The following is a 21,746-nucleotide window of genomic DNA, read 5'->3' on the forward strand; positions in this document are numbered from 1 at the left end:
GGAAACCGGGTGCACGCGGCGTCCTCGTGCCGGATCATGGCGGCATGTCTGGAAACCCGCACGAGGCGCTGCCGATCCGGCTCAACGTTGACGACTCCGACTCTCCGTCCGATGTCGTCGACGCGCTGTTCCTCGGCCGCTTCGCGACGGGCGAGCAGCCGTACTCCCACGCGGTGAACATCGACCGCGTACGGTCCGGGGCGACGCTGATGCCGTCCGGCGCCCGCGTGCTGCGCGTCGCCCGGGACGACGACCGCAGCGCGACGCTCGCGGAGGGCGACGGCTGGACGCTGCTGATCTCCCGCTGGAACCGGGGCGCCGACGTCACGGTCACGGCGACCAGCGCGGAGCTGGCGAAGAAGGTCCTCGACCAGGCCACGGACGGCGCGGCGGACGAACCCGAACCGCAGCCGGAGAACGTCACGATGGGCTTCTGGTACGTCTCCCCGCGCCGCGGCCCGCACCGCACCACGCGCCAGATCGCGGCGGGAACCTGGGACGAGGTGCGGCCCAACTACACGGCACCGGTGGCGGACGCGATGGACCGCCTGATGAAGACGACCCCCGAGGACATCTCGGGCCGGCTCCTCCTCCTGCACGGCCCGCCGGGCACCGGCAAGACGTCGGCGCTGCGCACCCTCGCCCGTTCCTGGCGGGACTGGTGCCAGGTGGACTGCGTCCTGGACCCCGAGCGGCTCTTCAGTGACGTCGGCTATCTGATGGACATCGCGATCGGCGAGGAGGACTCGGCGGGCAAGGGCCGCTGGCGGCTGCTGCTCCTGGAGGACTGCGACGAGCTGATCCGCGGCGAGGCCAAGCACACGGCCGGCCAGGCGCTGTCGCGGCTGCTGAACCTGACGGACGGACTGCTCGGACAGGGCCGCAACGTCCTGGTCGGGGTCACGACCAACGAGGACCTGGAGCGCCTGCATCCCGCCGTGGTCCGGCCCGGCCGCTGCCTCGCCCGGATCGAGGTGGGTCCGCTGACCCGCCGGGAGGCGGTGAGCTGGCTCGGCCACGAGGACGGCATCGGCCGCGAGGGCGCGACGCTGGCCGAGTTGTACGCGCTGCGCCGGGGCACGTCCCCGACGGCCCTGCCGGAGCCGCGCGGGGACGCCGACGCGGGGCTGTATCTGTAGGAGGTCATCTGTAGGAGGTCATCTGTAGGAGGTCCGAGCGCGCCGGTGTTTTCATGGGTCTATGACCCTGTTCGTCGGCACGTCCGGGTGGCAGTACAAGGACTGGCGGGATGTCCTGTACCCGTCCGGGCTGCCGATGCGGCTCTGGCTGGAGGAGTACGCGGGGCACTTCGCCACCGTCGAGATCAACAACGCCTTCTACCGGCTGCCGGCCCGGGAGACCTTCGAGGACTGGCGCGGTCGGGTGCCCGCGGACTTCGTGGTCGCGGTGAAGGCGAGCCGCTATCTGACCCACATCAAACGGCTCAAGGACCCCGAGGAGCCGGTCGACCGCCTGATGAGCCACGCGGCGGGCCTCGGCGACCGCCTCGGCCCGGTCCTGCTCCAGCTCCCGCCCAACCTGCGCGCCGACCCGGGCCTCCTGGACGCCTGCCTCGCCTGCTTCCCCGCCTCGACCCGGGTCGCGGTCGAGCCCCGCCACGACTCCTGGTGGACGCCGGAGGTCCGCGCGGTCCTCGAGTCCCGGCACGCGGCCCTGTGCTGGGCCGACGTCCTGGCCCGCCCCGCGACCCCGCTGTGGCGCACCACCGACTGGGGCTACGTCCGTTTCCACCAGGGCCGCGCGCATCCCTGGCCCCACTACGGCCGCCGCTCCCTCGCCACCTGGCTCGACCGCATCGCCACGACCTGGCCCGAGGGCGAGGACGTCTACGCGTACTTCAACAACGACCCGGGAGGTGCGGCGGTGGCGGACGCGATGTCGTTCGCGCGGGCGGGGCGATCGGCGGGCCTGGAGATCACCCGGACACCCGAGCGTCTGACGCGGGCCGGCTGAGCGACGCCCTACTCCCCGTAACCCGCCCGCAGGGCGTCCCGTACCGCGGCAAGCGCCGCGTCCTCCGCATGCCCGAGCCTTCGAGCCCGCTCGACATACGCCTGGGCGGCGGCCGCCAGCTCCCGGTCCGCCGCCGAACCGGCGGCGGCCACGAACGTGCCGTGGCGCCCCCGCGTCTCGATCACGCCGTCCGCCTCCAGCGCCCGGTACGCCTTGGCGACCGTGTTCGCGGCGAGTCCCAGCGACTCGGCCAGCCCCCGCACGGTCGGCAGCCGGTACCCCACCGGCAGCTCCCCCGACCGCGCCTGCTCGGAGATCCGCGCCCGTACCTGCTCGTACGGCGGAGCACTGTCGTCGATGTCGATCTTCAAGGTCACAGGCCGATTGTCCCGTACCCGACGGAAAATGGGAGGCCCCCAGGCTGCGCTCCCACGTAACGTGCGCCTCCATGACCGTGATCGTGCGCGACCTGCGACCCGATGTCCGAGCCGACGCCGAGGGGTTCTCCCATACCCGCCGTCTCGCCCTGCCCTACATGCTGTCCACCCCCGAGTCCGTGGTGCACACCCTGACCCGCGCCCACCCGGACGCCCACTTCGGGCAGCTCGTCGCCGAGGAGGACGGCGAGATCATCGGCACGGCCCAGATCAGCGTCGCCCACGAGAGCCCGGAGCCCGGCCAGGGCTCCGCCAACATCTACGTACGCCCCGACCGCAGGCAGCGCGGCGCCGGTTCGCTCCTGCTGCGCACTGCCGAGGAGCGTCTGGCCTCGCTGGGCGTCCGGAAACTGTTCGCCTGGGTCCTGGACGAGCCGGACAACGTCGCCTTTGCCGAGCGGCACGGCTTCCGGTCGAGCCGTTCCGCCTACTTCATGCGTCTGGATCTGGCCGGCACGCTGCCACCCCGCCAGGACCCGCCGGCGGGCGTCGAGCTGCGCACGGCCGCCGACTTCGCGGACGACCCGCGCCCGATGTTCGAGCTGGACGCCGAGACGGCGTCGGACGAACCGAGCGACATCGAGGCCGAGTTCACGGACTACGAGGCCTGGCTGGAGGAGAACTGGAAGCACCCGCTCCTCAACCGCGAGCTGACCACGGTCGCGGTCGTCGACGGCCGCCCGGCCGCCTTCAGCGTGGCGCACACGGACGGCACCCGCTACGGCACCGCCATGACCGGCACCGCCCGGGCGTTCCGCGGCCGGGGCCTGGCGAAGCTCGCCAAGAACGACTCCCTGCACCGGGCCCGCGCCGCGGGTTACACGGAGGCGTTCACCGGCAACGACATCGGAAACGAACCGATGATCGCCATCAACAAGTGGTTCGGCTACGAGATCTGTGCGAAGGAAGTGCGCCATGTCCGTGAAATCGGCTGACCTGCCCGGGAAGCTGGACGTCGTGCTCGTCAAGGCGGGCCGTACGAAGATCCGCTACACCGGTGAACTCCTGACGGACGACGGCACCCGCGTCGCGGTCCGCGCCCCGTGGGCGGGCAGCGGCGTCCGCGACTTCGGCTTCGTCCGCTTCGAGCCCGGGGACGTCTTCACGGAGTACTACTGGCGTGACCGCTGGTACGCGGTGAAGGAGGTCCGCTCCGCCACGGGCGCGCTGAAGGGCTGGTACTGCGACATCACCCGCCCCGCCTCGCGCTCCGGCCCGGAGCTGGTCGTGGAGGACCTCGACCTGGACCTGTGGGTCTCCGCGGACGGCACGGACGTCCGACGCCTGGACGAGGACGAGTTCGCCGACAGCGGCCTCGGTGAGACGGACCCCGCGGCGGCAGCCGCCGCGCTCGCCGCGCTCGACGAACTGGAGTCACTGGCCCGAGGCGACGACTTCGCCGCACTCCTGGCCTGAGCCCTCCGCTCACCCCGTCACAGCCACCACCGCGTACCGCTCGTCCGTCACCTCCCCGCCCCACAGCAGCGGATCGCCGGACAGCCGCTCCACGCTCACCTGCCCGGCGATCGGCGCGAGGAGGCCGGTGACACGCTCCGCCGGTATCCCGGCCGGTTCGGCCGTCCCCCACACGCCCTCCACCAGCACGAGCCGCCCTCCCGTCCGCAGCAGCCCCGCCCAGTGCCGCAGAGCGCGGCCGGGATCGGGCAGGGCCCACAGGACATGCCGGACGAGCACGGCATCGAAGCGCCGCTCCCCGACCGGCGGTGCCGCCGCGTCACCGACGAGGAACACCGCGTCACGCCCGGCCAGCTTCTGCCGGGCGAGCGTCACCATCGCCGGGGAGAGATCCACGCCCGTCACCCGGTGCCCCTGCTCGGACGCGAGGAGCGACAGACTGCCGGTGCCGCAGCCGAGATCGAGGACGTCGCCGGCCCGCCCGGGCAGCCAGGAGCGCAGCCGAGTGGCCCAGGCCCGGCGCACCTCCGGATCGCGCAGACCGTGGTCCGGCTCCTCGTCGAAGCCGGCGGCCCGCGCGTCCCAGTCCACGTCGGCGCCGGTGTTCGCCGAGGTCGTGCCGTCACTGTCGTTCGCCATGTGCCCAATAGTGACACCCGCCACTGACACCCGAATCGTGACAACCGCCACTGACAGACCAGGAGTGATGAGGAACTCTCCCCCGAAAGGTCTACCTCCGTGAGAACGCGGAACCCGGTAGCCCCTTTAAGGAGGCAGCCATGCGCCGTGTGACCGTGCAGAAGCCCCTGAAGAAGACGGACGTCCGCCGGGCCCGCGAGGAGGCCGACGAGCGCCCCGCGGGACGCCCGGAAGTCCGCAAGGACATCGCACGCACGTGGTGGCCGGACGCCTGAGCGGCGGGTACCGATCATGAGACGCGTCAGAGCAGCCGCTTGCGATAGTGGACGCGGTCGTAGGGCCCTTCGGCGCGGCGCTCCATCAACTCGTAGCCGTACTTCGGATAGATCCTCTGGTTCTCCCACATCATCGCGTTCGTGTAGAGCCTGACCTCGGGCAGGCCGAGCCCACGCGCGCGTGCGTCCACGAACCGGAGCAGCCGTCGCCCCACTCCCCCGCCCTGCGCGGAGGGGTGGACGGCGATGGTGTCGAGGAAGAGATGGTCCTCGAACGCCTCGACCACGACGAGGCCGATCACGGGCTCGCCCGTCACGAACACCTTTCCCGCCGCCACGTTCGCCGCGTGGTCCTCCTCCATGGGCTTCGGGGCCTGGCCGATGCGCTCGATGTAGGGGCGGAAGGCCGCGTCGATCACGTCCTTGACGACTGGTACGTCGGCGACGCCGGCCGGCCGGATCTCCTCGTCCTCCATGGCGCGCACGGTACCTGCCTGATGCCAGGCTGAGCACTCCCTTAACGCGGCCATAAGGGTCTCCCTCACCCGCCCTCAGCAGGCGATTTCGCGGTTCTCAGGGGCTAGCTTCGAATCACCCCACGGGATCCGGCCCACTCGGGCCCGGCCCTGTTCCCCCGTGTCGTTTCGAGGAGTTCCCGCATGCCCGCACGCCGCACGGCAGTCACCGTCGCCGCCCTCGGCACCCTCCCGCTCGCCCTGACCGGACTGACCGCCACGCCGGCGGCAGCGCACGGTTCGATGGGCGACCCGGTCAGCCGGGTCTCGCAGTGCTACGCCGAGGGCCCGGAGAGCCCCGAGTCGGCCGCGTGCAAGGCGGCGGTCGCGGCGGGCGGCACGCAGGCCCTCTACGACTGGAACGGCATCCGCATCGGGGACGCGGGCGGGCGGCACCAGCAGCTCATCCCGGACGGCAAGCTGTGCAGCGCGAACAACGAGCAGTTCAAGGGGCTCGACCTGGCCCGCGCCGACTGGCCGGCGACCGGGGTGCGCAGCGGCTCGCACACCTTCACGTACCGCGTGACGGCCCCTCACAAGGGCACCTTCAAGGTGTACATCACCAAGCCCGGCTACGACCCGGCCGAGCCGCTCGCCTGGAACGACCTGGACCTGGAGCACCCTGTCGCGACGGCCACCGACCCAGCCGCAACAGGCGGTTTCCACACCTTCTCCGGCAGCCTGCCCGAGCGCTCCGGGAGGCATCTGCTGTACGCCGTCTGGCAGCGGTCGGACAGCCCGGAGGCGTTCTACTCCTGCTCGGACGTCAGCTTCGGCGGCGGCGACAGCGCGGCAGGCGGCACCGCCCCGGGCCCGACGGCCTCCGCTCCGACCAAGGAGCAGATCGAGGCGGGCAACGACAAGTCGTCGATCGAGCACCAAGGGCACGGCGACAACGACCCCAGCACCTCGGCCGAGCCGGCCGCGGCCCCGGAGAGCACCGTCCCGAACCGGCCCACGGCAGCCGAAGCCGCTCCCAACCAGCCGAAGGCGGCCGGTGCCACGGAGAACCTCGCCGAGACCGGCGGCGACGGCAGCACCCCGTACCTCGCGATCGGCGGCGCGGTCGCGCTGGCGCTCGGCTCGTCGGCCCTGTTCCTGTCGGCCCGGCGGCGGACGGTGAGTGGCGCTCGGCAGGGCCGCTGACCGGGGCCGCTGCCCCCATGACTCGGGGCCTGTCCGGCGGCTCAGGCCGGACAGGCCCCGAAACGTTTCCCCTACACGTGTCAGTCGAACGCCGACGCACAGGTGGTGGGCCTGGCCCGTGCCGGGTCGAGGGCGTTGGCCACCTCGTGGAAGGCGATCCTGTCGAACAGCCCGATGGCCACGTGCTCGGACAGGTCGACCGGGCACAGGTCCTGGAGCAGGACGTTGCGCACGTCCGGCCCGCTCAGGTACTGGCTGCGCCACGGCGTGACCACCTCGTCGTACTGGGTGGCGATGACGGTGTAGCGCACGCCGGGCACGGTGTCGCCGCCCGCGTTGAGCCGCTTGAGGAAGTCCGAGCCGGTGACCTGGTCGGCGAGGGCGGGAGTGGTCTTCGCCAACAGGTCCCCTGCGCCCGGGAAGTACGGCAGCAAGTCGGTGAAGCCGTTCAGCGTGGTGCCGTGGTTGCTGGGCGCGATGCCGACCAGGGCGTTCACCTTGGCGGCTCCGCCGAGGAACCGCAGATACCAGCGGGGCATCATGCCGCCCTGCGAGTGTCCGACGATGTCGGTCTCGGCGGCGCCGGTGGCGGCGAGCACCTTGTCGACGAAGTCCTTGAGCTGTCCGGCCGACTTCTCGACGGGTCCGAGGCCGTGGAAGAAGGGGACTCCCTCGAGCCGGCCGTAGTCGAGGGAGAAGACGCAGTAGCCGCGGACCTTCAGATAAGGGGCGAGGCCCAGCCAGTTGTCGACGGAGTTCCCGAGAGTGCCGTGGACGAGGACGACGGGGCGGGGATGAGTGGCGGACGGCTTGCAGGAATAGTCGTTCCAGCCGGCCGTAGGAGCACTTGCCGCCTGCGCGGCGGTGGCGGGGGCAGTGACGGCCGCGGCGGTCAGCAGCAGCGCGGCCAGGGGTCTGAGCACTCGTTTCCAGGGCAGCATCGAGTGATCTCCTTGCGGCTCAAGGGAGGTGCGGCTCAAGGGAGGTGCGACGGCACGACGCCTGTGATCCGGATCACGGGATGCTGTTCACTCGTCAAGTTACGAGCGAGTAGTCGAACTGGGAAGTTACGCGTCAGTAAAAACTTCCAGTGGTAACCGACGGCGGTGGGCCGGTCTGGCGCCCCTTCACCAGGCAGGCCGGATGGGCCCCTGGGGTGCGATGCGCAGCAACTGCTCCCGCAGCACCCGCACTTGCCCCTCCCCCAGTACGGCCGCCCACTCCCGCACGGCTTCCGCAGCCGCCTCCTCCGCCGCCCGCGTGCAATCCCACCCCCGCCCGGTCAGCACGACCAGTCGCGCCCGCGCGTCCTCCGGATGCGGCCGCCGCTCGGCGTATCCCTTGCGCACCATCTCGTCCACGAGCTGACTGGCGGCCTGCTTGGTCACCCCTAGGTGGACGGCCAGGTCGGTGACCGTCGCGCCGTCCGGGGCGAGCCGGGCGAAGGCGAAGCCGTGCGCGGGTCGCAGCCCCTCGAAACCGCGCGCGACAACGCCCTCGTGGATGCGTTGCGTGAGCCCGCCGGCGGCGGCGAGCAGGGCGGCGGACAGGGCCATGGCCTCGGAGTTCTGCACGCATGCATTGAAACACCCTTGACGTGACGGTCAAGCGGCTTGACCATATAGTCAAGCTGCTTGACCACTTGGAGGCCGTCATGCCCGTCGTCCGCTCGTCCGAAGCCGTCACCCACGAGATCCACGGCGCCCGCTTCGCCTCGTACGCCACCCCGCACAGCGGCAGCAAGGAGCTGTGCGCCTGGCGCGGTGAGATCCCCGCCGGTCTCAAGGCGCCCGCGCACACCGTCAACCGGGAGGAGATCTTCCATCTGCTCGACGGCGAGCTGCTGATCACCCTCGACGGCCGCACCGAGCGGATCACGGCGGGCGACACAGTGATCATCAACCCCGGCGCCACCCTGACCGTCGAGAACCCCACCGACCGGACCGCCTACTCCTGGGTCACCACCTCGATCGGCCTGGAGGCACGGCTCGCCGACGGCACCCGCATCGTGCCGCCGTGGGCCAACTGACGTCACGCAGAGGGATCTACGCCGCCAGCCCCCCTAGCCCCCCGGGCATCACCGCCCGCGGCCCGAACTTCGCCCGCGCGCGGTCCGCGACCTCCTCGATGCGGCGGACCTTCTCGTCCACGGGGTCGAAGGTCAGCTGGTAGGAGGCCCGGTCGGCGGGGTCGAGCCCCTCGGCGCGCAGGGCGATCGCGCGGACCCGGGCGCGTTGCAGGCCGAGCGCCTCGTACATGCCGTACGCGGCCCTGGTCAGGTCCGGCGAGTGCGCGGTCGGTTCGTTCAGCGTGCGGCTGCGGGTGGTGGCGGAGCAGTCGGCGTAGCGCACGGTGAGGGTGAGCGTGCGGCAGACCTTCTCCAGGGCGCGCAGCCGGGCACCGAGCTCCTCGGCGGCCGACAGCAGAGCACGGCGGTGGCGGTCCGGGTCCAGTTCGTCGCGGCCGAAGGGGCGTTCCGTCGCGAGGATGGGGGTCCCCCCTGCTCGAGCGCAGCCGAGAGCTTGGGGGAGGGAGACGGCGTTCGGGACGACCCGGCCGCGGTCGACGCCGTTCGCCTTCTCGTGCAGTTCGCGGCCGGCCTTCGCGCCGACCAGCCGCTGGAGCGTGGACAGCGGCGCGGCGGCGACCCTGCCGAGGGTGTCGAGGCCGTAGTCGCCCAGCGTACGGGCGGTCGCGGCGCCGACGCCGGGCAGCGCGGCGACGGGCTTCTCCGCGAGGAACTCCGCGATGGCGTCCCGCTCCTCGGGCACCGCACACGTCACCCCGGGCACCGCGTCGCGCAGCGCCACGCGGGCCAGCATCGGCCCGGGCCCGGCACCGATCACACAGTCGACCCCGTACAGCGCGAGCGAGCGCACCCGGATCACCGAGGCCAGTTCGACGGCGTCCCGCCCGAAGTACCGCTCGGCGCCCCGCAGGTCGGCCAGCGCCCCGTCCGGTGGCAGGGCCTGGACGACGGGCGTGAACTCCTCCAGCATCCCGAGCAGTCGGGGCAGGTCGGCCTCGCGCGTCGGAGGCAGCTGGAAACGTACGCAGAGGATGGTCATCCCGCACTCCCCGGACTCTGGTGCCACAACTTTCTTCCCACCGCGGGCCCTTCACCCGCAGGACGCAGATCGGCCCAGGGGTGCATCTCGTACCCCGTGGGCATGCGGATCTTCCGCTGCTCCGTCGGCCCCTGGGCCGCGGAGCCCGCCGGCGCGGGCGCTCCCTCCGAGCCGGCGAGCCGCCGACGCGCGGCCCCCTCACCGTCATCGCCGGGACCCCCGGCACCGGCCAACCGGGCCGCGACTCCCTCGAGCCCCTCCTCCCGGCGCACCTCCAGCAGCTCCGCGAGGTTCCATGCGGCGGCGCCCACCACGCTGAGGCTGCGCGGGCCGCGCCGCTGCACCACCCCGCGCACCAGCAGCAGCCAGGAGTGGAAGACGGTGTGGGCGCAGGCGTCGTGCGAGTCGTCGAAGAACGCGAGGTCGACCAAGCCGGTGCCGTCGTCCAGGGTGCTGAAGATGACCCGCTTGCCGGACCGGATCGGCGGTGTCTGGGTGGCCGCCTTGGCGCCCGCGACCAGCACCGTCTCCCCGTGCCGGGCCTCGCGCAGCCGACGCGCGGACACCACGCCCAGCTCGTCGAGGAACGCCCGGTGATCGTCCATCAGATTGCGTGAGGCGTCCATGGACAGCACACCCAGCTCGGCACTGAGCCGCTCCGACGACGTGAGGTCGGGCAGCCCGGCCGGTGCGGTCTTCCGCCCGCCGGCCAACGGGAGCTGGCCACCGCCCGCCCCTCGCGCGCCCCGGTGCAGCTCGGTCAGATGCAGTTGCAGATCACGGCGGTTCGCGCCGAACGCGTCCAGCGCCCCCACCTGCGCGAGCCGCTGGGCCAGCGGACGACTGGGCCGGCCCCGCTCCCAGAAGTCGACCAGCGAGGCGTACGGCTGCCCCTCGGCGATCCGCGCCGCCTCGGCCTCGCTGATGCCGTGCACATCGGAGAGCGCCAGCCGCAGCCCCCATTTACCGGACACCAGTTCGATACGGTGTGCGACGCCCGACGCGTTCACATCCAACGGCAGCACGGGCACTCCGCGCCGCCGCGCGTCCGCCAGCAACAGCCGCTTCGGGTACATGCCGGGATCGTGCGTGAGCAACCCCGCGTAGAAGGCGGCCGGATGATGCGCTTTCAGCCACGCCGACTGGTAGGTCGGTACGGCGAAGGCGACCGCGTGCGCCTTGCAGAAGCCGTACGAGCCGAAGGCCTCGATGATCTCCCAGGTCCGCTGAATCGTTTCCGCGTCATAACCGTTCGCCGCCGCGTGCTGCGCGAACCACACCTTGATCCGTCCCTGCGACTCCGGGTCCGACAGCCCGCGCCGCACCCGGTCCGCCTCCCCGCGCCCGCAGCCGGTCATGATGTCGACGATGTCGATGATCTGCTCGTGGAAGACGACGACCCCGTACGTCTCCTTCAGCGGCTCCTCCAGATCCGGGTGCGGATAGCGGATCGGCGCCCGCCCGTGCCGTGCCTCGATGAACGGCCGCACCATGTCGGCGGCGACCGGCCCGGGCCGGAACAGCGAGATGTCGACGACGAGATCGTGGAAGGTGGCCGGCTGGAGCCGCCCGACCAGGTCCCGCTGCCCCGGCGACTCGATCTGGAAGCAGCCGAGGGTCTCGGTGGACCGGACCAGCCGGTACGTCTCCGGATCCCCCGGCGGCAGGGCGTCCAGATCGACCCTGACGCCCGACACCCGCTCCACTTCCGCCACGGCGTGCGCCATCGCCGACTGCATCCGCACTCCCAGCACGTCCAGCTTGAGCAGCCCGAGGTCCTCCACGTCGTCCTTGTCGAACTGCGACATCGGAAAACCCTCGCCACTGGTCGGCATGACCGGCGTACGCGCCAGCAGGGAGGCATCGGACAGCAGCACCCCGCACGGGTGCATGGCCACCCCGCGCGGCAGCGCGTCCAGCGCCTCGACCAGCTCCCACAGCCTCCCGTATCTCTCCTTCTCCCCCGCCAGCGCCCGCAGCTCGGGCAACTCCTCCAGCGCGGCGCGGGCATCCCGCGCCCGAATATGCGGAAAGGACTTGGCCACACGGTCGATCTCGGCCGGATCCATCGACAGGGCGGCCCCCACATCACGGATCGCATGCCGCACGCGATACGTCTCCGGCATCGCGACCGTCGCGACCCGCTCGGTGCCGAACCGGTCGATGATCGCGCGGTAGACCTCCAGCCGACGCGCGGACTCCACGTCGATGTCGATGTCGGGCAGCACGACCCGCTCCTTCGACAGGAACCGCTCCATCAGCAGCCGGTGCTCAATCGGATCGGCGTGCGCGATCCCGAGCAGATGGTTGACGAGCGACCCCGCACCGGACCCCCGGGCGGCGACCCGGATACCCATCTCCCGTGCGTCGTCGACCACTTGGGCCACGGTCAGAAAGTAGGAGGCGAAGCCGTGGTGGGCGATGATGTCCAGCTCGTGGTGCATCCGCTCCCAGTACTCCCGCCGCCGGTCGTATCCGCGCAGCACCATCCCCGCCGCCGCCCGCGAGGCCAGCGTCCGCTGGGCGGTACGGCGGCCGGCTCCGACCAGATGCGCCTCGGGAAAGTGGACGGTGCCGATCCCGAGGTCGTCCTCGGGATCGACCAGGCACTCGGCGGCCGTGGCCTCGGTCTGCTCCACCAGCCGGTGAGCGGTGCCCCGCCGGAACCCGGCGGCCTCCACGATCCGCTCCGCCACCCCGAGCATGGCCCCCGCGTCCTTGAGCCAGGCCTCGCCGGAGTCCAACTCCTTGGTCGGGTCGACGGGCACCAGCCGGCGCGCGGCGTCCAGCACGTCGGCGACCGGCCCCAGCCCCGGGTCGGCGTACCGTACGGCGTTGCCGAGCACGGGCCGGATCCGCTGCTCGGCGGCGAACCCGACGGTCCGGGCGGCCAGTCGCAGGGAGCCGGGCCCCGTACCTTTCCGGCCATGCCAGACGGCCTCCAGCCGCAGGGCGTCGCCGTAGACCTCCCGCCAGGGCACGAGCAGCCGCGCCGCGCGGTCGGGACGCCCGGCGGCCAGGGCACGCCCCACATCCGAGTCAGGCCCGAGCAGCACGGTCACGCCCTCGGCGTGATTGCGCCCCCAGGGCAGCAGGGGCGTCCCCTCCCCCTCATGCACCGCCGAGACCAGCCGGCACAGCCCGGCCCACCCACGGGCACCGTCCCGGGCGAGGAAGGTCGCCCGGGGGGCCGACTCGTCGACGAAGGCGCCACCGCGCACAGGAGTCCGGCGCCGCCCCCGCCCGGCCCCGGGCTCAGGGGGCTCCGCTCCCGCCACCGCCAGATCCGCCCCGAACACCGGACGGACCCCCGCCTTCGCACAGGCCTTCGCGAACCGGACAGCACCGGCAAGCGTGTCGCGATCAGTGAGAGCCAGGGCGTCCATGCCCCGCTCGGAGGCACGCTCGGCCAGCCGCTCCGGGTGCGAGGCTCCATACCGCAACGAGAACCCGGAGACGGTGTGCAGATGCGTGAACCCCGGCACACGCACCTCCCGCACTCGTGAACCACACCGGCTCTCGAACATCTGTTCCCAGCTACCCCACCCCCACCATAGACCAATTCTCGAATGTATGTGCGACATCTATTCGACCCCGCCCCACCTGCGAAAACACAGCGACCCTTCCAGGTCTGGGCACCTTGATCATCTTCGCCGTGGGCGCGGCCACCCCGGCCCTCCAGGGCATCTTCGGCCCGATCGGCATCGACCTGGCCATCCTGCTGCGCCACCGTGGCGGCATCCGCGACCCGGCACTCGCGCGCCCACGACAGGGCGCCGTAACCCCGCCCACAGGGAGGCGTGCCCGCGCACGCGGGAAGGGGACGTGTCCCGACCCACCACCGCGAAGGCGCTAACGCACCGGCAGCACACACGAAAGTCCCGCCCCTCACACAAGGGGCGGGACTTCACAACCTGGAACCCAGAACTCAGCCGATCTCGGTCCCGGTAGCCGACAGCGCCTCCGTCACAGGCTGGAAGAACGTCTCCCCACCGGACGTGCAGTCACCACTGCCACCGGACGTAAGCCCGATCGCGTTGCTGCCCGAGAAGAGCGAGCCACCACTGTCACCGGGCTCCGCGCACACGTCGGTCTGGATCAGACCGTTCACGATGTCACCGTTGCCGTAGTTCACGGTGGCGTCCAGCCCCGTGACCTTCCCGTCGTGCACCTGGGTCGTCGAACCGCTCCGCGTGACCTCCATGCCGACCGTCGCCTCGGCGGCACCCGTGATCTTCTGCGTCGAGCCGTTGTAGAGGTTCACCTCACTCGGGTGAGCCACATCCGCGGTGTACTTGACCAGCCCGTAGTCGTCACCCGGGAAGCTGGAGTCCGCGTTGGTGCCGATCTCCTTGCCGCTGGAGTCCGACCACGTGGAGATGCCCTCGGTGCAGTGCCCGGCGGTCAGGAAGAACGGCTCGCCGCCCTTGACCACGTTGAAGCCGAGCGAGCAGCGGCCACTGCCCCCGGTGATCGCGTCGCCACCGGCGACGAAGGGCTTGTACTCGCCCTTCGTCCGATTGAGTTCGGCCTTCGCGCCGAGCCCGTCGACGACCTTCGTCAGCTTCGCCCACTCGGCCTTGGACACCGTACGGTCGGCGGTGACGACGATCTTGTTGGTCGTCGGGTCGGTCACCCAGGCGGTACCCGGGATCGTCGCGTCCTGCTTCAGCGTGCTGCGGGCGCTCTTGAGTTCGGCGAGGGAGTTCGCCACGACTCTCGCCTTGGCTCCGGCCTTCTCGACGGCCTTGGCCGCGGCCTCGTCGAGCACGTTCACCACGAGGTTCTTGCTCTTCGTGTCGTAGTACGTGCCCGCCGCGTCGGCGCCCAGGTCCTCGGCCAGCGTCGAGGCGAGCTTTCCGGCCGCCGTGACCGACAGGGTCTGGGGCGCGGAGGCCTCCGGGGTCTCGCTCGCGTTCGCAGTCTGGAAGGTGACTCCCGCGGCGACCAGTGCGGCGATACCCGCACCTGCCACGGCTACACGCCGCTTGGGTATGCGTCGGTGCTTCAACTCACGTCCTCCTGTGGGGGGTCGGCCCGAGAGGTTGTGGGGACCTCGCGAACCGGAAGGCTTTGTTGACGAGCGACCACTATTCCGAGGACAACAGGGAGCACACAAGGTCGAGTTCAGGACGCGCGTAGATTACGGAACGCACGCCCCCTCATTTTGATCGTCCACGGTCAAATCGGACCCAACTCCCAGCTGCTTCACGCGCGTTCACACTGCAAACACTACGCGTGAGTAATGTGTGCCCACTCTGTGAGGTCTGGTCATGGCTGAAAAACGCCTGTCCGGTCAGCCCACGACGACCTCCGCCGACAAAGGGAAGCCCCCGCACGCGGTGCGTGCGGGGGCACATGAACTCAGCCTGCTGCCGACCTGGACCGGCCTAGTACACGCTGACCCCGTAGGCGCTCAGGGCCTCCGTGACGGGCTGGAAGAACGTCGTACCACCGGAGGAGCAGTTACCGCTGCCGCCGGAGGTCAGACCGTACGCGACGCCGTTGCTGCCGTAGAGCGAACCGCCGGAGTCACCGGGCTCGGCGCAGACGGTGGTCTGGATCAGGCCGGAGACGACGTCCCCACCGCCATAGTTGACGGTGGCGTTGAGGGCGGTGACACGGCCGCTGTGCGTACCGGTCGTGGAGCCGTCGCGGATCACGGTGGTGCCCACGCTCGGGGTGGCCGCGCGCGTGATGTCCACGCCGTTCGCGGTGCCGGGACGGCTGACGGAGCCGCTGTAGCGGACGAGGCCGTAGTCGTTGCCCGGGAAGCTGGAGCCGGCGGTCGAGCCGATGACCGTGGTGCGGCCGGAGTTGGAGTACCAGGTGCCCGCGCCGTCGGTGCAGTGACCGGCGGTCAGGAAGTACTCGGTGCCGTTGCTGGCACGGACGTTGAAGCCGAGGGAGCAGCGCCAGCTACTCGCATAGATGGCGTCGCCGCCCTGGATCAGCTTGTTGAACTTGCCGGGGGTGCGCTTGATCGTGAGCGCGTCGGCGTTGGCGCCGGCCTGCTGCTTGATCTTCGCTATCTCGGCCTGGCTGACCGTGCTGTCGACGGTCAGGAGCACGCGGTTGGTCTTGCTGTCGACAGCCCAGGCGGTGCCCGGGATGTCGGCCTTCAGGATCGAGCCGCTGGCGCTCTTGAGCTCGGTGGCACTGAAGGTGGCGGGGGTGTCGGACGCGTTCGCGCTGGGGATCGCGATCGCGGCGGCGGCGACGAGGCCGGTGGAAACGGCGATCAGCCGGGTCCGTCTCGAAAAGCCGCTGCGGGGGGTGGTGCGCTTGATCCTCACTTTTCGTTCCTCCACAAAGGAAGTCGGGGGCCCTCGTGGGGTTTCGGGCCCGTGAGGCGCAGTCCGGGACCGGCTTGTTCGAATTCCGAACCGCCGTGCCCCTGACAAGCGCTGTGGGGGAGTATTCGGCCGAACGGCCGGTAGGCGCAAGAGGGCCTTTCGGCCGTGGCCATTCGAACGACCTGTCATGAAGCCGCGAAATGGGGGCGAAGTCGCCCGGCGGCAGCAGCAGCATGTGACGGATACGGGGGCGGTCAGCCGTCGCAGGGGCAGCAGCAGTCGCACCCGTCGCAGTCGCAATCCCGGCAGCAGCCTTCACGCTTCTTGCGGGACCACGGCCCCTCGTACTCCTTGGCACAGCACAGCTTGCAGGTGCAGCACAGCAGCCAGAACATCCCGCAGCCGGCCCAGAACCCGCGCCGGCCCCGGGGCGGCTGGGGCACCGGCGCGCCGCCACCGAAACCGCCGCCGCCGTACCCTCCTCCCCCTCCGGCGTACGGGTTTCCGCCACCGCCCGCGTACGGGTCCCGCGGAGCACCGTGCGACCCCTGGGCGTACGGCCCCTGAGACGGCTGCTGCCCGTACGGCCCGCCCTGGTGTGACGCGCACACCGGCACCGTGCCGAACGCCCGGTCCACCGAGCGCCGCAGTTCGTGCACAAGCAGCAGATGCACGAGCTTCGCATCGGTGAACTCGGCCTCGCGCAGCGCGAGCCGCACCCCGTGCACGGCGTCGTCGGCGAGCCGCCGGGCCTCCGTGAGGGAGGTGCCGGTCGCGGCGATCGGGTTCCAGGCGCCTGACGCGGCGTCAGTGTTCAGATCCTCCACGGCATCCAGCAGGTGGGCCAGCCGCCCGAAGAGCCGTCCGGCCTCGGCGAGCGGCCCGGCGTTGTGCGGCCGGCCGGCGAGGACCGCCGTGTGCGCGAAGGCGGCGGCGGTCGCGGTCTCGGTCGGTTCGGTGACCGTCAGGATCGGTGTCCCGGGCCCGGCGAGCGCCTCGATGCCGCCCTGCCGGTCCACGGCGTCGACCAGGACGGCCGTGTCGAACCCGACGGTGGAGCCGGTGCGCGCCCCGGCGCGGTCCCAGCCCGCGGCGACCCGGCGCGCGGCGCGCGCGACCGGCGCGCGGGCCAGCAGTCCGTCGCCGTCGGCGACGTGGTCGCGCACCTTGGCGGAGGCGAGCACCAGCGACACGGCCGCCGCGAGCCGCGCTCCCTCACCGTGCGCGACGGACGCGGTGCGCATCCCGCGCAGCGGACACGGCCCTGCCGTACGCCGCCCCACTCCACTCGACGTGCCGGGCGTCCGCTCCACCTGAGCCTCCGTCAACACGGAGACGAGAAGCCCGTCATAGTTCGTGACGATGCGCGCGAGCTGGCCGTGGTCCCCGCGCAACGCGAGACACAGCCCACACAAATGAGCCATCCACTGGGCCGCGAGACTCTCCCCGAGCCGGTGCCGACAGGGCCTGACCATTCCGAACACCGCTGTCCCCCCGTGCTCCGTACGACGTTTGGTGCCGCATGGTATCGGCCATCGCGTTCACCCATACGCTCCGCTCATCACCCGTACGCCGCGAAGAATCATATTTCACTCACAGTCAGCAGTCGTTTACGACAAGGCCCTTGGGAAACACGGACTCTCGACGGATTCGCTGTGCACCAGTACCGTCACAAACCCCCCGTGCGGCGTCTATCCACTTGGCGCGCCATCCGCATCATGGACGACCATAGGGATGCGGAAAGCAGAAAGACCGCTGTGAGAGGAGGCGTCCATGGGATCGGTACGCAAGGCAAGTGCCTGGCTTGGCCTCGTCGACGACAACGAAGACGAGCGTTACTACGACGACGACTACTCCGACGGGACCGAGCCCGGGGAGGCCTGGGTCACCGATCCGCGCGTCAAGGTGGCCTCGGACGTCGCCGAGGAGAAGGGGCGCCGCATCGGCACGGTGACCCCGGACAGCTTCCGGGACGCGCGCGCCATCGGGGAGCTGTTCCGCGAGGGCGTGCCGGTCATCGTGAACCTCACGGCCATGGACGCCGGCGACGCCAAGCGCGTGGTCGACTTCGCGGCCGGGCTGATCTTCGGCCTGCGCGGTTCGATCGAGCGGGTGTCGACCCGCGTGTTCCTGCTGACCCCCGCCAACACGGAGATCGTGAACGGCGACCCGGCCGCGCACCGCACGGACGGCTTCTTCAACCAGAGCTGAGGCAGGGCCGCTCACCGGCCCTGCCCCCGCGCAGGGTTCACCGGAAGGCGTCGAGTCCGGTGAGCGCCTTGCCGAGCACGAGCTGGTGCATCTCGACGGTGCCCTCGTAGGTGAGCACCGACTCGAGGTTGGTCGCGTGCCGCATCACGGGGTATTCGAGCGAGATCCCGTTGGCCCCGAGAATGGTGCGGGCCGTGCGGCAGATCTCGATCGCCTCTCGTACGTTGTTGAGCTTGCCGAAGCTGACCTGCTCGGGACGCAGGCGGCCGGCGTCCATACGCCGCCCGAGATGATGGGCGAGCAGAATTCCCTTGTGCAGTTCGACCGCCATGTCGGCCAGTTTGGCCTGGGTGAGCTGGAAGCCGCCGATGGGCCGTCCGAACTGCTCCCGCGACTTCGCGTAGTCGACCGCGGCCTCGAAACAACTCCGGGCCGCGCCCATGGCGCCCCAGACGATCCCGTACCGGGCGTGCGACAGACAGCTGAGCGGCCCGCGCAGGCCGGTGCCCTCCGGCAGTACGGCGTCGGCGGGCAGCCGTACGTCGTCGAGGACGAGTTCGCTGGTGACGGAGGCCCTGAGGGACCACTTGTGCTTGATCTCGGGCGCGGAGAACCCGGCGCCGTCCGTCGGCACGACGAACCCGCGGATCCCGTCCTCGGTCTGCGCCCATACGACGGCGACGCCGGCGACCGACCCGTTGGTGATCCACATCTTGCGGCCGTTGAGGATCCAGTCGGTGCCGTCGCGCTTGGCGTACGTCCGCATGGAGGCCGGGTCGGATCCGTGGTCGGGCTCGGTCAGCCCGAAGCACCCGATGACCTCGCCGGAGGCCATCCGGGGCAGCCACTCCTGCTTCTGCGCTTCGCTGCCGAACCGGTGGATGGCGTACATGGCGAGGGAGCCCTGCACGGAGACGAGGGACCTGATCCCGGAGTCGGCGGCCTCCAGCTCCAGACAGGCGAGCCCGTACTGCACGGCGGACGCGCCGGCGCAGCCGTACCCCTCCAGGGACATCCCGAGGGCACCGATGCTCCCCAGCTCCCGGGCCAGCTCCCGGATCCCGGGCAGCTCCCCCTTCTCGTACCACTCGGCTACGTACGGCAGCACCCGGTCCGCGGCCCAGGCCCGCACGGTGTCCCTGATGCCGAGATCCTCCGGCTCCAGAAGTTCGTCGAGGCCGAGGGGGTCGGCGGGGTCGAAGGGAGGAAGCTTGGACGACTCGGACATGCGGACACCCTCCGAAGCTCTTTAACTAGCACCGCTAGCCAAGACGCTACGACCTTCGCCCACCCCCGCACCACCCGTAGCTCCCAACCGACGGGCCGAGGTCGCCAGTGGTGCCACCGCGCCGTCGGCGGCCGCGGGCTTCAGCCGGCCGCTTCGCGGCCCGGAAGGCTCCAGCGCGCGGCGCCGCCGACGGCGCACGGACGCGCTACCCGAAGGGCTGCTCCTCTCGCCGGCGCGGGCGAACCGGTCGCCGGGCCGAGGGCCCACCGCCGCCCTCGGCGGAGGATCGCGGCGACACCCAGCGCACCGCACACACCGGCTCACGCGACACCTCAGCGCACCGCGCTCACCGCGGCTCACGCGACACCCCAGCGCACCGCGCTCACCGCGGCTCACGCGACACCCCAGCGCACTGCGCTCACCGGCTCACGCGACACCCAGCGCGACACGGACGCCCGCTCACTACGCACACAGCCCGGCGGCAGCCGCACCACACCACTCACCTGCCCCGGCCCGCGCACAGCCGGGCCAAAGCCGCACCACACCACTCACCCACCCCGCACAGCACAGCCCACCAGCCAAAGCCGCACCACACCACCTCCCCACCCCGCACAGCCCGGCGGCACCCGCTCCGCACCACTCCCCCTACCCCGACCCCCCGCAAGCCGCCGACGGCGCCCCACCCCGCAGGTGACCTCCACCCCTCGATCGGCAGATACGGGTGGCGCGTGGGTGGGCAAGCACGTCACACCGAGACGCGCGACTCCGCGGCGTCCCTGGGTGCGGGCAACTCCACCGCACCAGCGCCCTCACACTGCATGACCCGCGGCAAGCGCAACGCCATCACCGCCCCGAGCAACAACAACCCCGCACTCACCAGCAACGTCACATGCAGCCCGTGCACAAACGCATCCCGCGCGGCCTGCCGCAGAGCAACACCCGCAACCCCGCCCAGCTGCGCAGCAACCTCGTACGCCTCCCCCAGCGAATGCCCCGCAGCAGAGGACGCCGGCTCCGGCACCCCCGGCACATCCGACAACCCGGGCGCGTACGCCGCGTTCATCACCGTGCCGAGCAGTGCGATCCCGATCCCCGCCCCCAGCTGGTACGACGTCTCACCGATCGCCGCCGCCCCGCCGGCCTGCTCCTGCGGCGCCTCGCTCAGCATCGACTCGTACGCCCCGAACAGCGTCGTCTCCAGCCCGAAGCCGAGCAGCACGAACCCGGTCAGCATCAGCGCGCAGTCGTCCGTCCGGCCCAGCGCCGTCAGCAGCACCACCGCGAACGCCGTCAGACAGAACCCGAAGCACACCATCCGCCGCGGCCCGAACCGCCGCAGCATCCGCGCCCCCGCCAGCCCGGCCGCCATCGCGGCGAACGTCAGCGGCAGCAGCCGCAGCCCCGTCTCCAGCGGTGACAGCCCGAGCACCAGCTGGAGGTACTGCGCGGCGATCAGTTCGAGTCCCACCAGTGCGAGCATCGCCAGCACGATGCACCCGACGGACGTGCTGAACGCCGGCCGCGCGAACATCCTGAGATCGACCAGCGGATGCGTCCGCCGCCGCTGCCGCCGTACGAAGGCGGCCAGCAGCGCCGCGCCCACGACCAGCGGCGGCACGGTGAGCAGGCTCCCCACCGACTCCCCGCCGCCGAGCCGCTTGACGCCCAGCACCACCCCGAACAGCCCGATCGCCGCCATCAGCGCGCCGACCACGTCCCAGGGCCCTTCGCCGTCACCCTTCGACTCGGGCAGCAGAAGTCGCCCCACCGGGAGACTGACCAGCATCAACGGGATGTTGACGAGGAACACCGAGCCCCACCAGAAGTGCTCCAGCAGGAAGCCGCCGAGCAGCGGTCCGACCGCCGCGCCCACCGCGGCCACGGCGCTCCAGATGCCGATCGCGAGCGCCCGTTCGCGCCGGTCCGGGAAGACCTGCCGCAGGATCGACAGGGTCGCCGGCATGATCATCGCGCCGCCCACGCCGAGCAGCGCCCGCGCCACGATCAGTACCTGGGCGTTGTCCGCCAGGGCCGCCAGGCCGGAGGCGACGCCGAACAGCGCGTACCCGAGGAGCAGGACCCTTCTGCGGCCGACGCGGTCGCCCAGCGTGCCGAACAGGATCAGCAGCGAGGCGCAGACCAGCGGGTAGACGTCGACGATCCAGAGCAGCTCTATCCCGCCGGGCTTCAGGTCCTCGGTGACGGCGGGGACCGCCACGTGCAGCACGGTGGCGTCGACGGCGACCAGCAGCAGGCTGACGCAGAGGACGACGAGAACCACCCAGCGGTTGGCACCGGCCCCGGCCGCCCGACGGCGCAGCGCAGCGGCCGTGGTCGTCCCGGACATGTACGTACCTCCCAGATGTTCCCTCGCGTTCGGCGGGCTCACGGGGTGGGGGACACGCCCCCGCGACTCGGCCGGAGAGGAGCGGTGGTCTCCGGCCCGCGCAAACGAAAAGCGAGTGACACGTCAGAGTACGCGAGTCCGCGCCGGAGCCGAGTGGCGGACCTCTCACACGTCCGGCGGAAAGGTGTGGCGTA

Annotated in this window: 20 protein-coding genes; 8 read left to right on the plus strand and 12 right to left on the minus strand. The window is 71.3% G+C overall.

From position 1 onward, the window contains the following. The first annotated feature begins 44 nt into the window (after nt 1–44). Both ACZ6TU_RS21530 and ACZ6TU_RS21535 read left to right on the plus strand, forming a co-directional pair. Nucleotides 45–1,139 (plus strand): DUF5925 domain-containing protein, encoded by a 1,095-nt coding sequence (locus ACZ6TU_RS21530; RefSeq protein ID WP_467675775.1) that lies wholly within the window; start codon nt 45–47, stop codon nt 1,137–1,139. Between the two features lie 61 nt (nt 1,140–1,200). Beyond that, entirely contained in the window at nt 1,201–1,974 is a 774-nt protein-coding gene (locus tag ACZ6TU_RS21535) for a DUF72 domain-containing protein (protein WP_467675777.1), read from the plus strand. 8 nt (nt 1,975–1,982) lie between these two features. Here ACZ6TU_RS21535 and ACZ6TU_RS21540 read toward each other — a convergent pair whose 3' ends face one another. Continuing rightward, nucleotides 1,983–2,351, minus strand: a complete 369-nt coding sequence (locus ACZ6TU_RS21540; protein WP_467675779.1) for a GntR family transcriptional regulator — start codon at nt 2,349–2,351, stop codon at nt 1,983–1,985. A 71-nt stretch (nt 2,352–2,422) separates the two neighbouring features. Between ACZ6TU_RS21540 and ACZ6TU_RS21545 the strand changes: the two genes are divergently transcribed. Both ACZ6TU_RS21545 and ACZ6TU_RS21550 read left to right on the plus strand, forming a co-directional pair. Then, a complete protein-coding gene (locus ACZ6TU_RS21545) occupies nt 2,423–3,346 on the plus strand; it encodes a GNAT family N-acetyltransferase (protein WP_467675781.1) in 924 nt (307 codons plus the stop codon). Next, nucleotides 3,327–3,827, plus strand: coding sequence for a ribonuclease FAU-1 family protein (locus ACZ6TU_RS21550; RefSeq protein WP_467675783.1), 501 nt, complete (start codon nt 3,327–3,329; stop codon nt 3,825–3,827). Before ACZ6TU_RS21545 ends, ACZ6TU_RS21550 begins: the two co-directional genes overlap by 20 nt. Nucleotides 3,828–3,836: 9 nt before the next feature. On the opposite strand, the gene ACZ6TU_RS21555 is transcribed toward ACZ6TU_RS21550, so the two are convergent. Then, the gene (locus ACZ6TU_RS21555) at nt 3,837–4,466 is read right to left on the minus strand and encodes a class I SAM-dependent methyltransferase (RefSeq protein ID WP_467675785.1); all 630 of its coding nucleotides are present in this window, start codon (nt 4,464–4,466) and stop codon (nt 3,837–3,839) included. Between the two features lie 140 nt (nt 4,467–4,606). On the opposite strand from ACZ6TU_RS21555, the gene ACZ6TU_RS21560 reads away from it, so the two are divergent. Continuing rightward, entirely contained in the window at nt 4,607–4,741 is a 135-nt protein-coding gene (locus ACZ6TU_RS21560; protein ID WP_010046145.1) for a hypothetical protein, read from the plus strand. A 26-nt stretch (nt 4,742–4,767) separates the two neighbouring features. Here the strand turns inward: ACZ6TU_RS21560 and ACZ6TU_RS21565 are convergent, their stop codons facing one another. Further along, entirely contained in the window at nt 4,768–5,217 is a 450-nt protein-coding gene (locus ACZ6TU_RS21565) for a GNAT family N-acetyltransferase (RefSeq protein WP_467675787.1), read from the minus strand. 183 nt (nt 5,218–5,400) lie between these two features. On the opposite strand from ACZ6TU_RS21565, the gene ACZ6TU_RS21570 reads away from it, so the two are divergent. Beyond that, nucleotides 5,401–6,402: a lytic polysaccharide monooxygenase gene (locus tag ACZ6TU_RS21570; protein WP_469550281.1), complete on the plus strand. Its 1,002-nt coding sequence runs from the start codon at nt 5,401–5,403 to the stop codon at nt 6,400–6,402. Nucleotides 6,403–6,482: 80 nt separating this feature from the next. On the opposite strand, the gene ACZ6TU_RS21575 is transcribed toward ACZ6TU_RS21570, so the two are convergent. Then, a complete protein-coding gene (locus tag ACZ6TU_RS21575; protein ID WP_469550284.1) occupies nt 6,483–7,343 on the minus strand; it encodes an esterase/lipase family protein in 861 nt (286 codons plus the stop codon). Between the two features lie 186 nt (nt 7,344–7,529). Next, nucleotides 7,530–7,976 (minus strand): MarR family winged helix-turn-helix transcriptional regulator, encoded by a 447-nt coding sequence (locus tag ACZ6TU_RS21580; RefSeq protein WP_467675793.1) that lies wholly within the window; start codon nt 7,974–7,976, stop codon nt 7,530–7,532. Nucleotides 7,977–8,056: 80 nt separating this feature from the next. On the opposite strand from ACZ6TU_RS21580, the gene ACZ6TU_RS21585 reads away from it, so the two are divergent. Further along, the gene (locus ACZ6TU_RS21585) at nt 8,057–8,431 is read left to right on the plus strand and encodes a cupin domain-containing protein (RefSeq protein WP_469550288.1); all 375 of its coding nucleotides are present in this window, start codon (nt 8,057–8,059) and stop codon (nt 8,429–8,431) included. A 16-nt stretch (nt 8,432–8,447) separates the two neighbouring features. Here the strand turns inward: ACZ6TU_RS21585 and ACZ6TU_RS21590 are convergent, their stop codons facing one another. The 5 genes from ACZ6TU_RS21590 to ACZ6TU_RS21610 form a co-directional block, all read right to left on the minus strand. Then, the gene (locus ACZ6TU_RS21590) at nt 8,448–9,470 is read right to left on the minus strand and encodes a DNA polymerase Y family protein (protein WP_467675797.1); all 1,023 of its coding nucleotides are present in this window, start codon (nt 9,468–9,470) and stop codon (nt 8,448–8,450) included. Next, nucleotides 9,467–12,955, minus strand: a complete 3,489-nt coding sequence (locus ACZ6TU_RS21595; protein ID WP_467675799.1) for a DNA polymerase III subunit alpha — start codon at nt 12,953–12,955, stop codon at nt 9,467–9,469. The genes ACZ6TU_RS21590 and ACZ6TU_RS21595 overlap by 4 nt, the downstream gene beginning before the upstream one ends. 443 nt (nt 12,956–13,398) lie before the next feature. Then, nucleotides 13,399–14,481 (minus strand): S1 family peptidase, encoded by a 1,083-nt coding sequence (locus ACZ6TU_RS21600; RefSeq protein ID WP_467675800.1) that lies wholly within the window; start codon nt 14,479–14,481, stop codon nt 13,399–13,401. 379 nt (nt 14,482–14,860) lie between these two features. Beyond that, entirely contained in the window at nt 14,861–15,766 is a 906-nt protein-coding gene (locus ACZ6TU_RS21605) for a S1 family peptidase (protein WP_467675802.1), read from the minus strand. A gap of 254 nt (nt 15,767–16,020) precedes the next feature. Beyond that, nucleotides 16,021–17,250 carry a DUF5685 family protein gene (locus tag ACZ6TU_RS21610; protein WP_467675804.1) on the minus strand — a complete coding sequence of 410 codons (1,230 nt, stop codon included), beginning with the start codon at nt 17,248–17,250 and terminating at the stop codon, nt 16,021–16,023. 289 nt (nt 17,251–17,539) lie between these two features. Here ACZ6TU_RS21610 and ACZ6TU_RS21615 point away from each other — a divergent pair, with 289 nt between their 5' ends. Continuing rightward, entirely contained in the window at nt 17,540–17,977 is a 438-nt protein-coding gene (locus ACZ6TU_RS21615; RefSeq protein WP_467675805.1) for a cell division protein SepF, read from the plus strand. A gap of 37 nt (nt 17,978–18,014) precedes the next feature. Here ACZ6TU_RS21615 and ACZ6TU_RS21620 read toward each other — a convergent pair whose 3' ends face one another. Further along, the gene (locus ACZ6TU_RS21620) at nt 18,015–19,205 is read right to left on the minus strand and encodes an acyl-CoA dehydrogenase family protein (RefSeq protein WP_467675807.1); all 1,191 of its coding nucleotides are present in this window, start codon (nt 19,203–19,205) and stop codon (nt 18,015–18,017) included. 745 nt (nt 19,206–19,950) lie between these two features. Further along, on the minus strand, nt 19,951–21,552 hold the full coding sequence (locus ACZ6TU_RS21625) for an MFS transporter (protein WP_467675809.1): 1,602 nt from the start codon (nt 21,550–21,552) through the stop codon (nt 19,951–19,953). Nucleotides 21,553–21,746 lie beyond the last annotated feature (194 nt).

The sequence above is a fragment of the Streptomyces sp. NPDC052064 genome (assembly GCF_055585925.1).

Coding starts and splice junctions, on each gene's coding strand:
- ACZ6TU_RS21530 (WP_467675775.1), top strand. CDS start 45: ATGTCTGGAAACCCGCACGAGGCGCTGCCGATCCGGCTCAACGTTGAC.
- ACZ6TU_RS21535 (WP_467675777.1), top strand. CDS start 1,201: ATGACCCTGTTCGTCGGCACGTCCGGGTGGCAGTACAAGGACTGGCGG.
- ACZ6TU_RS21545 (WP_467675781.1), top strand. CDS start 2,423: ATGACCGTGATCGTGCGCGACCTGCGACCCGATGTCCGAGCCGACGCC.
- ACZ6TU_RS21550 (WP_467675783.1), top strand. CDS start 3,327: ATGTCCGTGAAATCGGCTGACCTGCCCGGGAAGCTGGACGTCGTGCTC.
- ACZ6TU_RS21555 (WP_467675785.1), bottom strand. CDS start 4,466: ATGGCGAACGACAGTGACGGCACGACCTCGGCGAACACCGGCGCCGAC.
- ACZ6TU_RS21560 (WP_010046145.1), top strand. CDS start 4,607: ATGCGCCGTGTGACCGTGCAGAAGCCCCTGAAGAAGACGGACGTCCGC.
- ACZ6TU_RS21565 (WP_467675787.1), bottom strand. CDS start 5,217: ATGGAGGACGAGGAGATCCGGCCGGCCGGCGTCGCCGACGTACCAGTC.
- ACZ6TU_RS21570 (WP_469550281.1), top strand. CDS start 5,401: ATGCCCGCACGCCGCACGGCAGTCACCGTCGCCGCCCTCGGCACCCTC.
- ACZ6TU_RS21575 (WP_469550284.1), bottom strand. CDS start 7,343: ATGCTGCCCTGGAAACGAGTGCTCAGACCCCTGGCCGCGCTGCTGCTG.
- ACZ6TU_RS21585 (WP_469550288.1), top strand. CDS start 8,057: ATGCCCGTCGTCCGCTCGTCCGAAGCCGTCACCCACGAGATCCACGGC.
- ACZ6TU_RS21590 (WP_467675797.1), bottom strand. CDS start 9,470: ATGACCATCCTCTGCGTACGTTTCCAGCTGCCTCCGACGCGCGAGGCC.
- ACZ6TU_RS21615 (WP_467675805.1), top strand. CDS start 17,540: ATGGGATCGGTACGCAAGGCAAGTGCCTGGCTTGGCCTCGTCGACGAC.
- ACZ6TU_RS21620 (WP_467675807.1), bottom strand. CDS start 19,205: ATGTCCGAGTCGTCCAAGCTTCCTCCCTTCGACCCCGCCGACCCCCTC.
- ACZ6TU_RS21625 (WP_467675809.1), bottom strand. CDS start 21,552: ATGTCCGGGACGACCACGGCCGCTGCGCTGCGCCGTCGGGCGGCCGGG.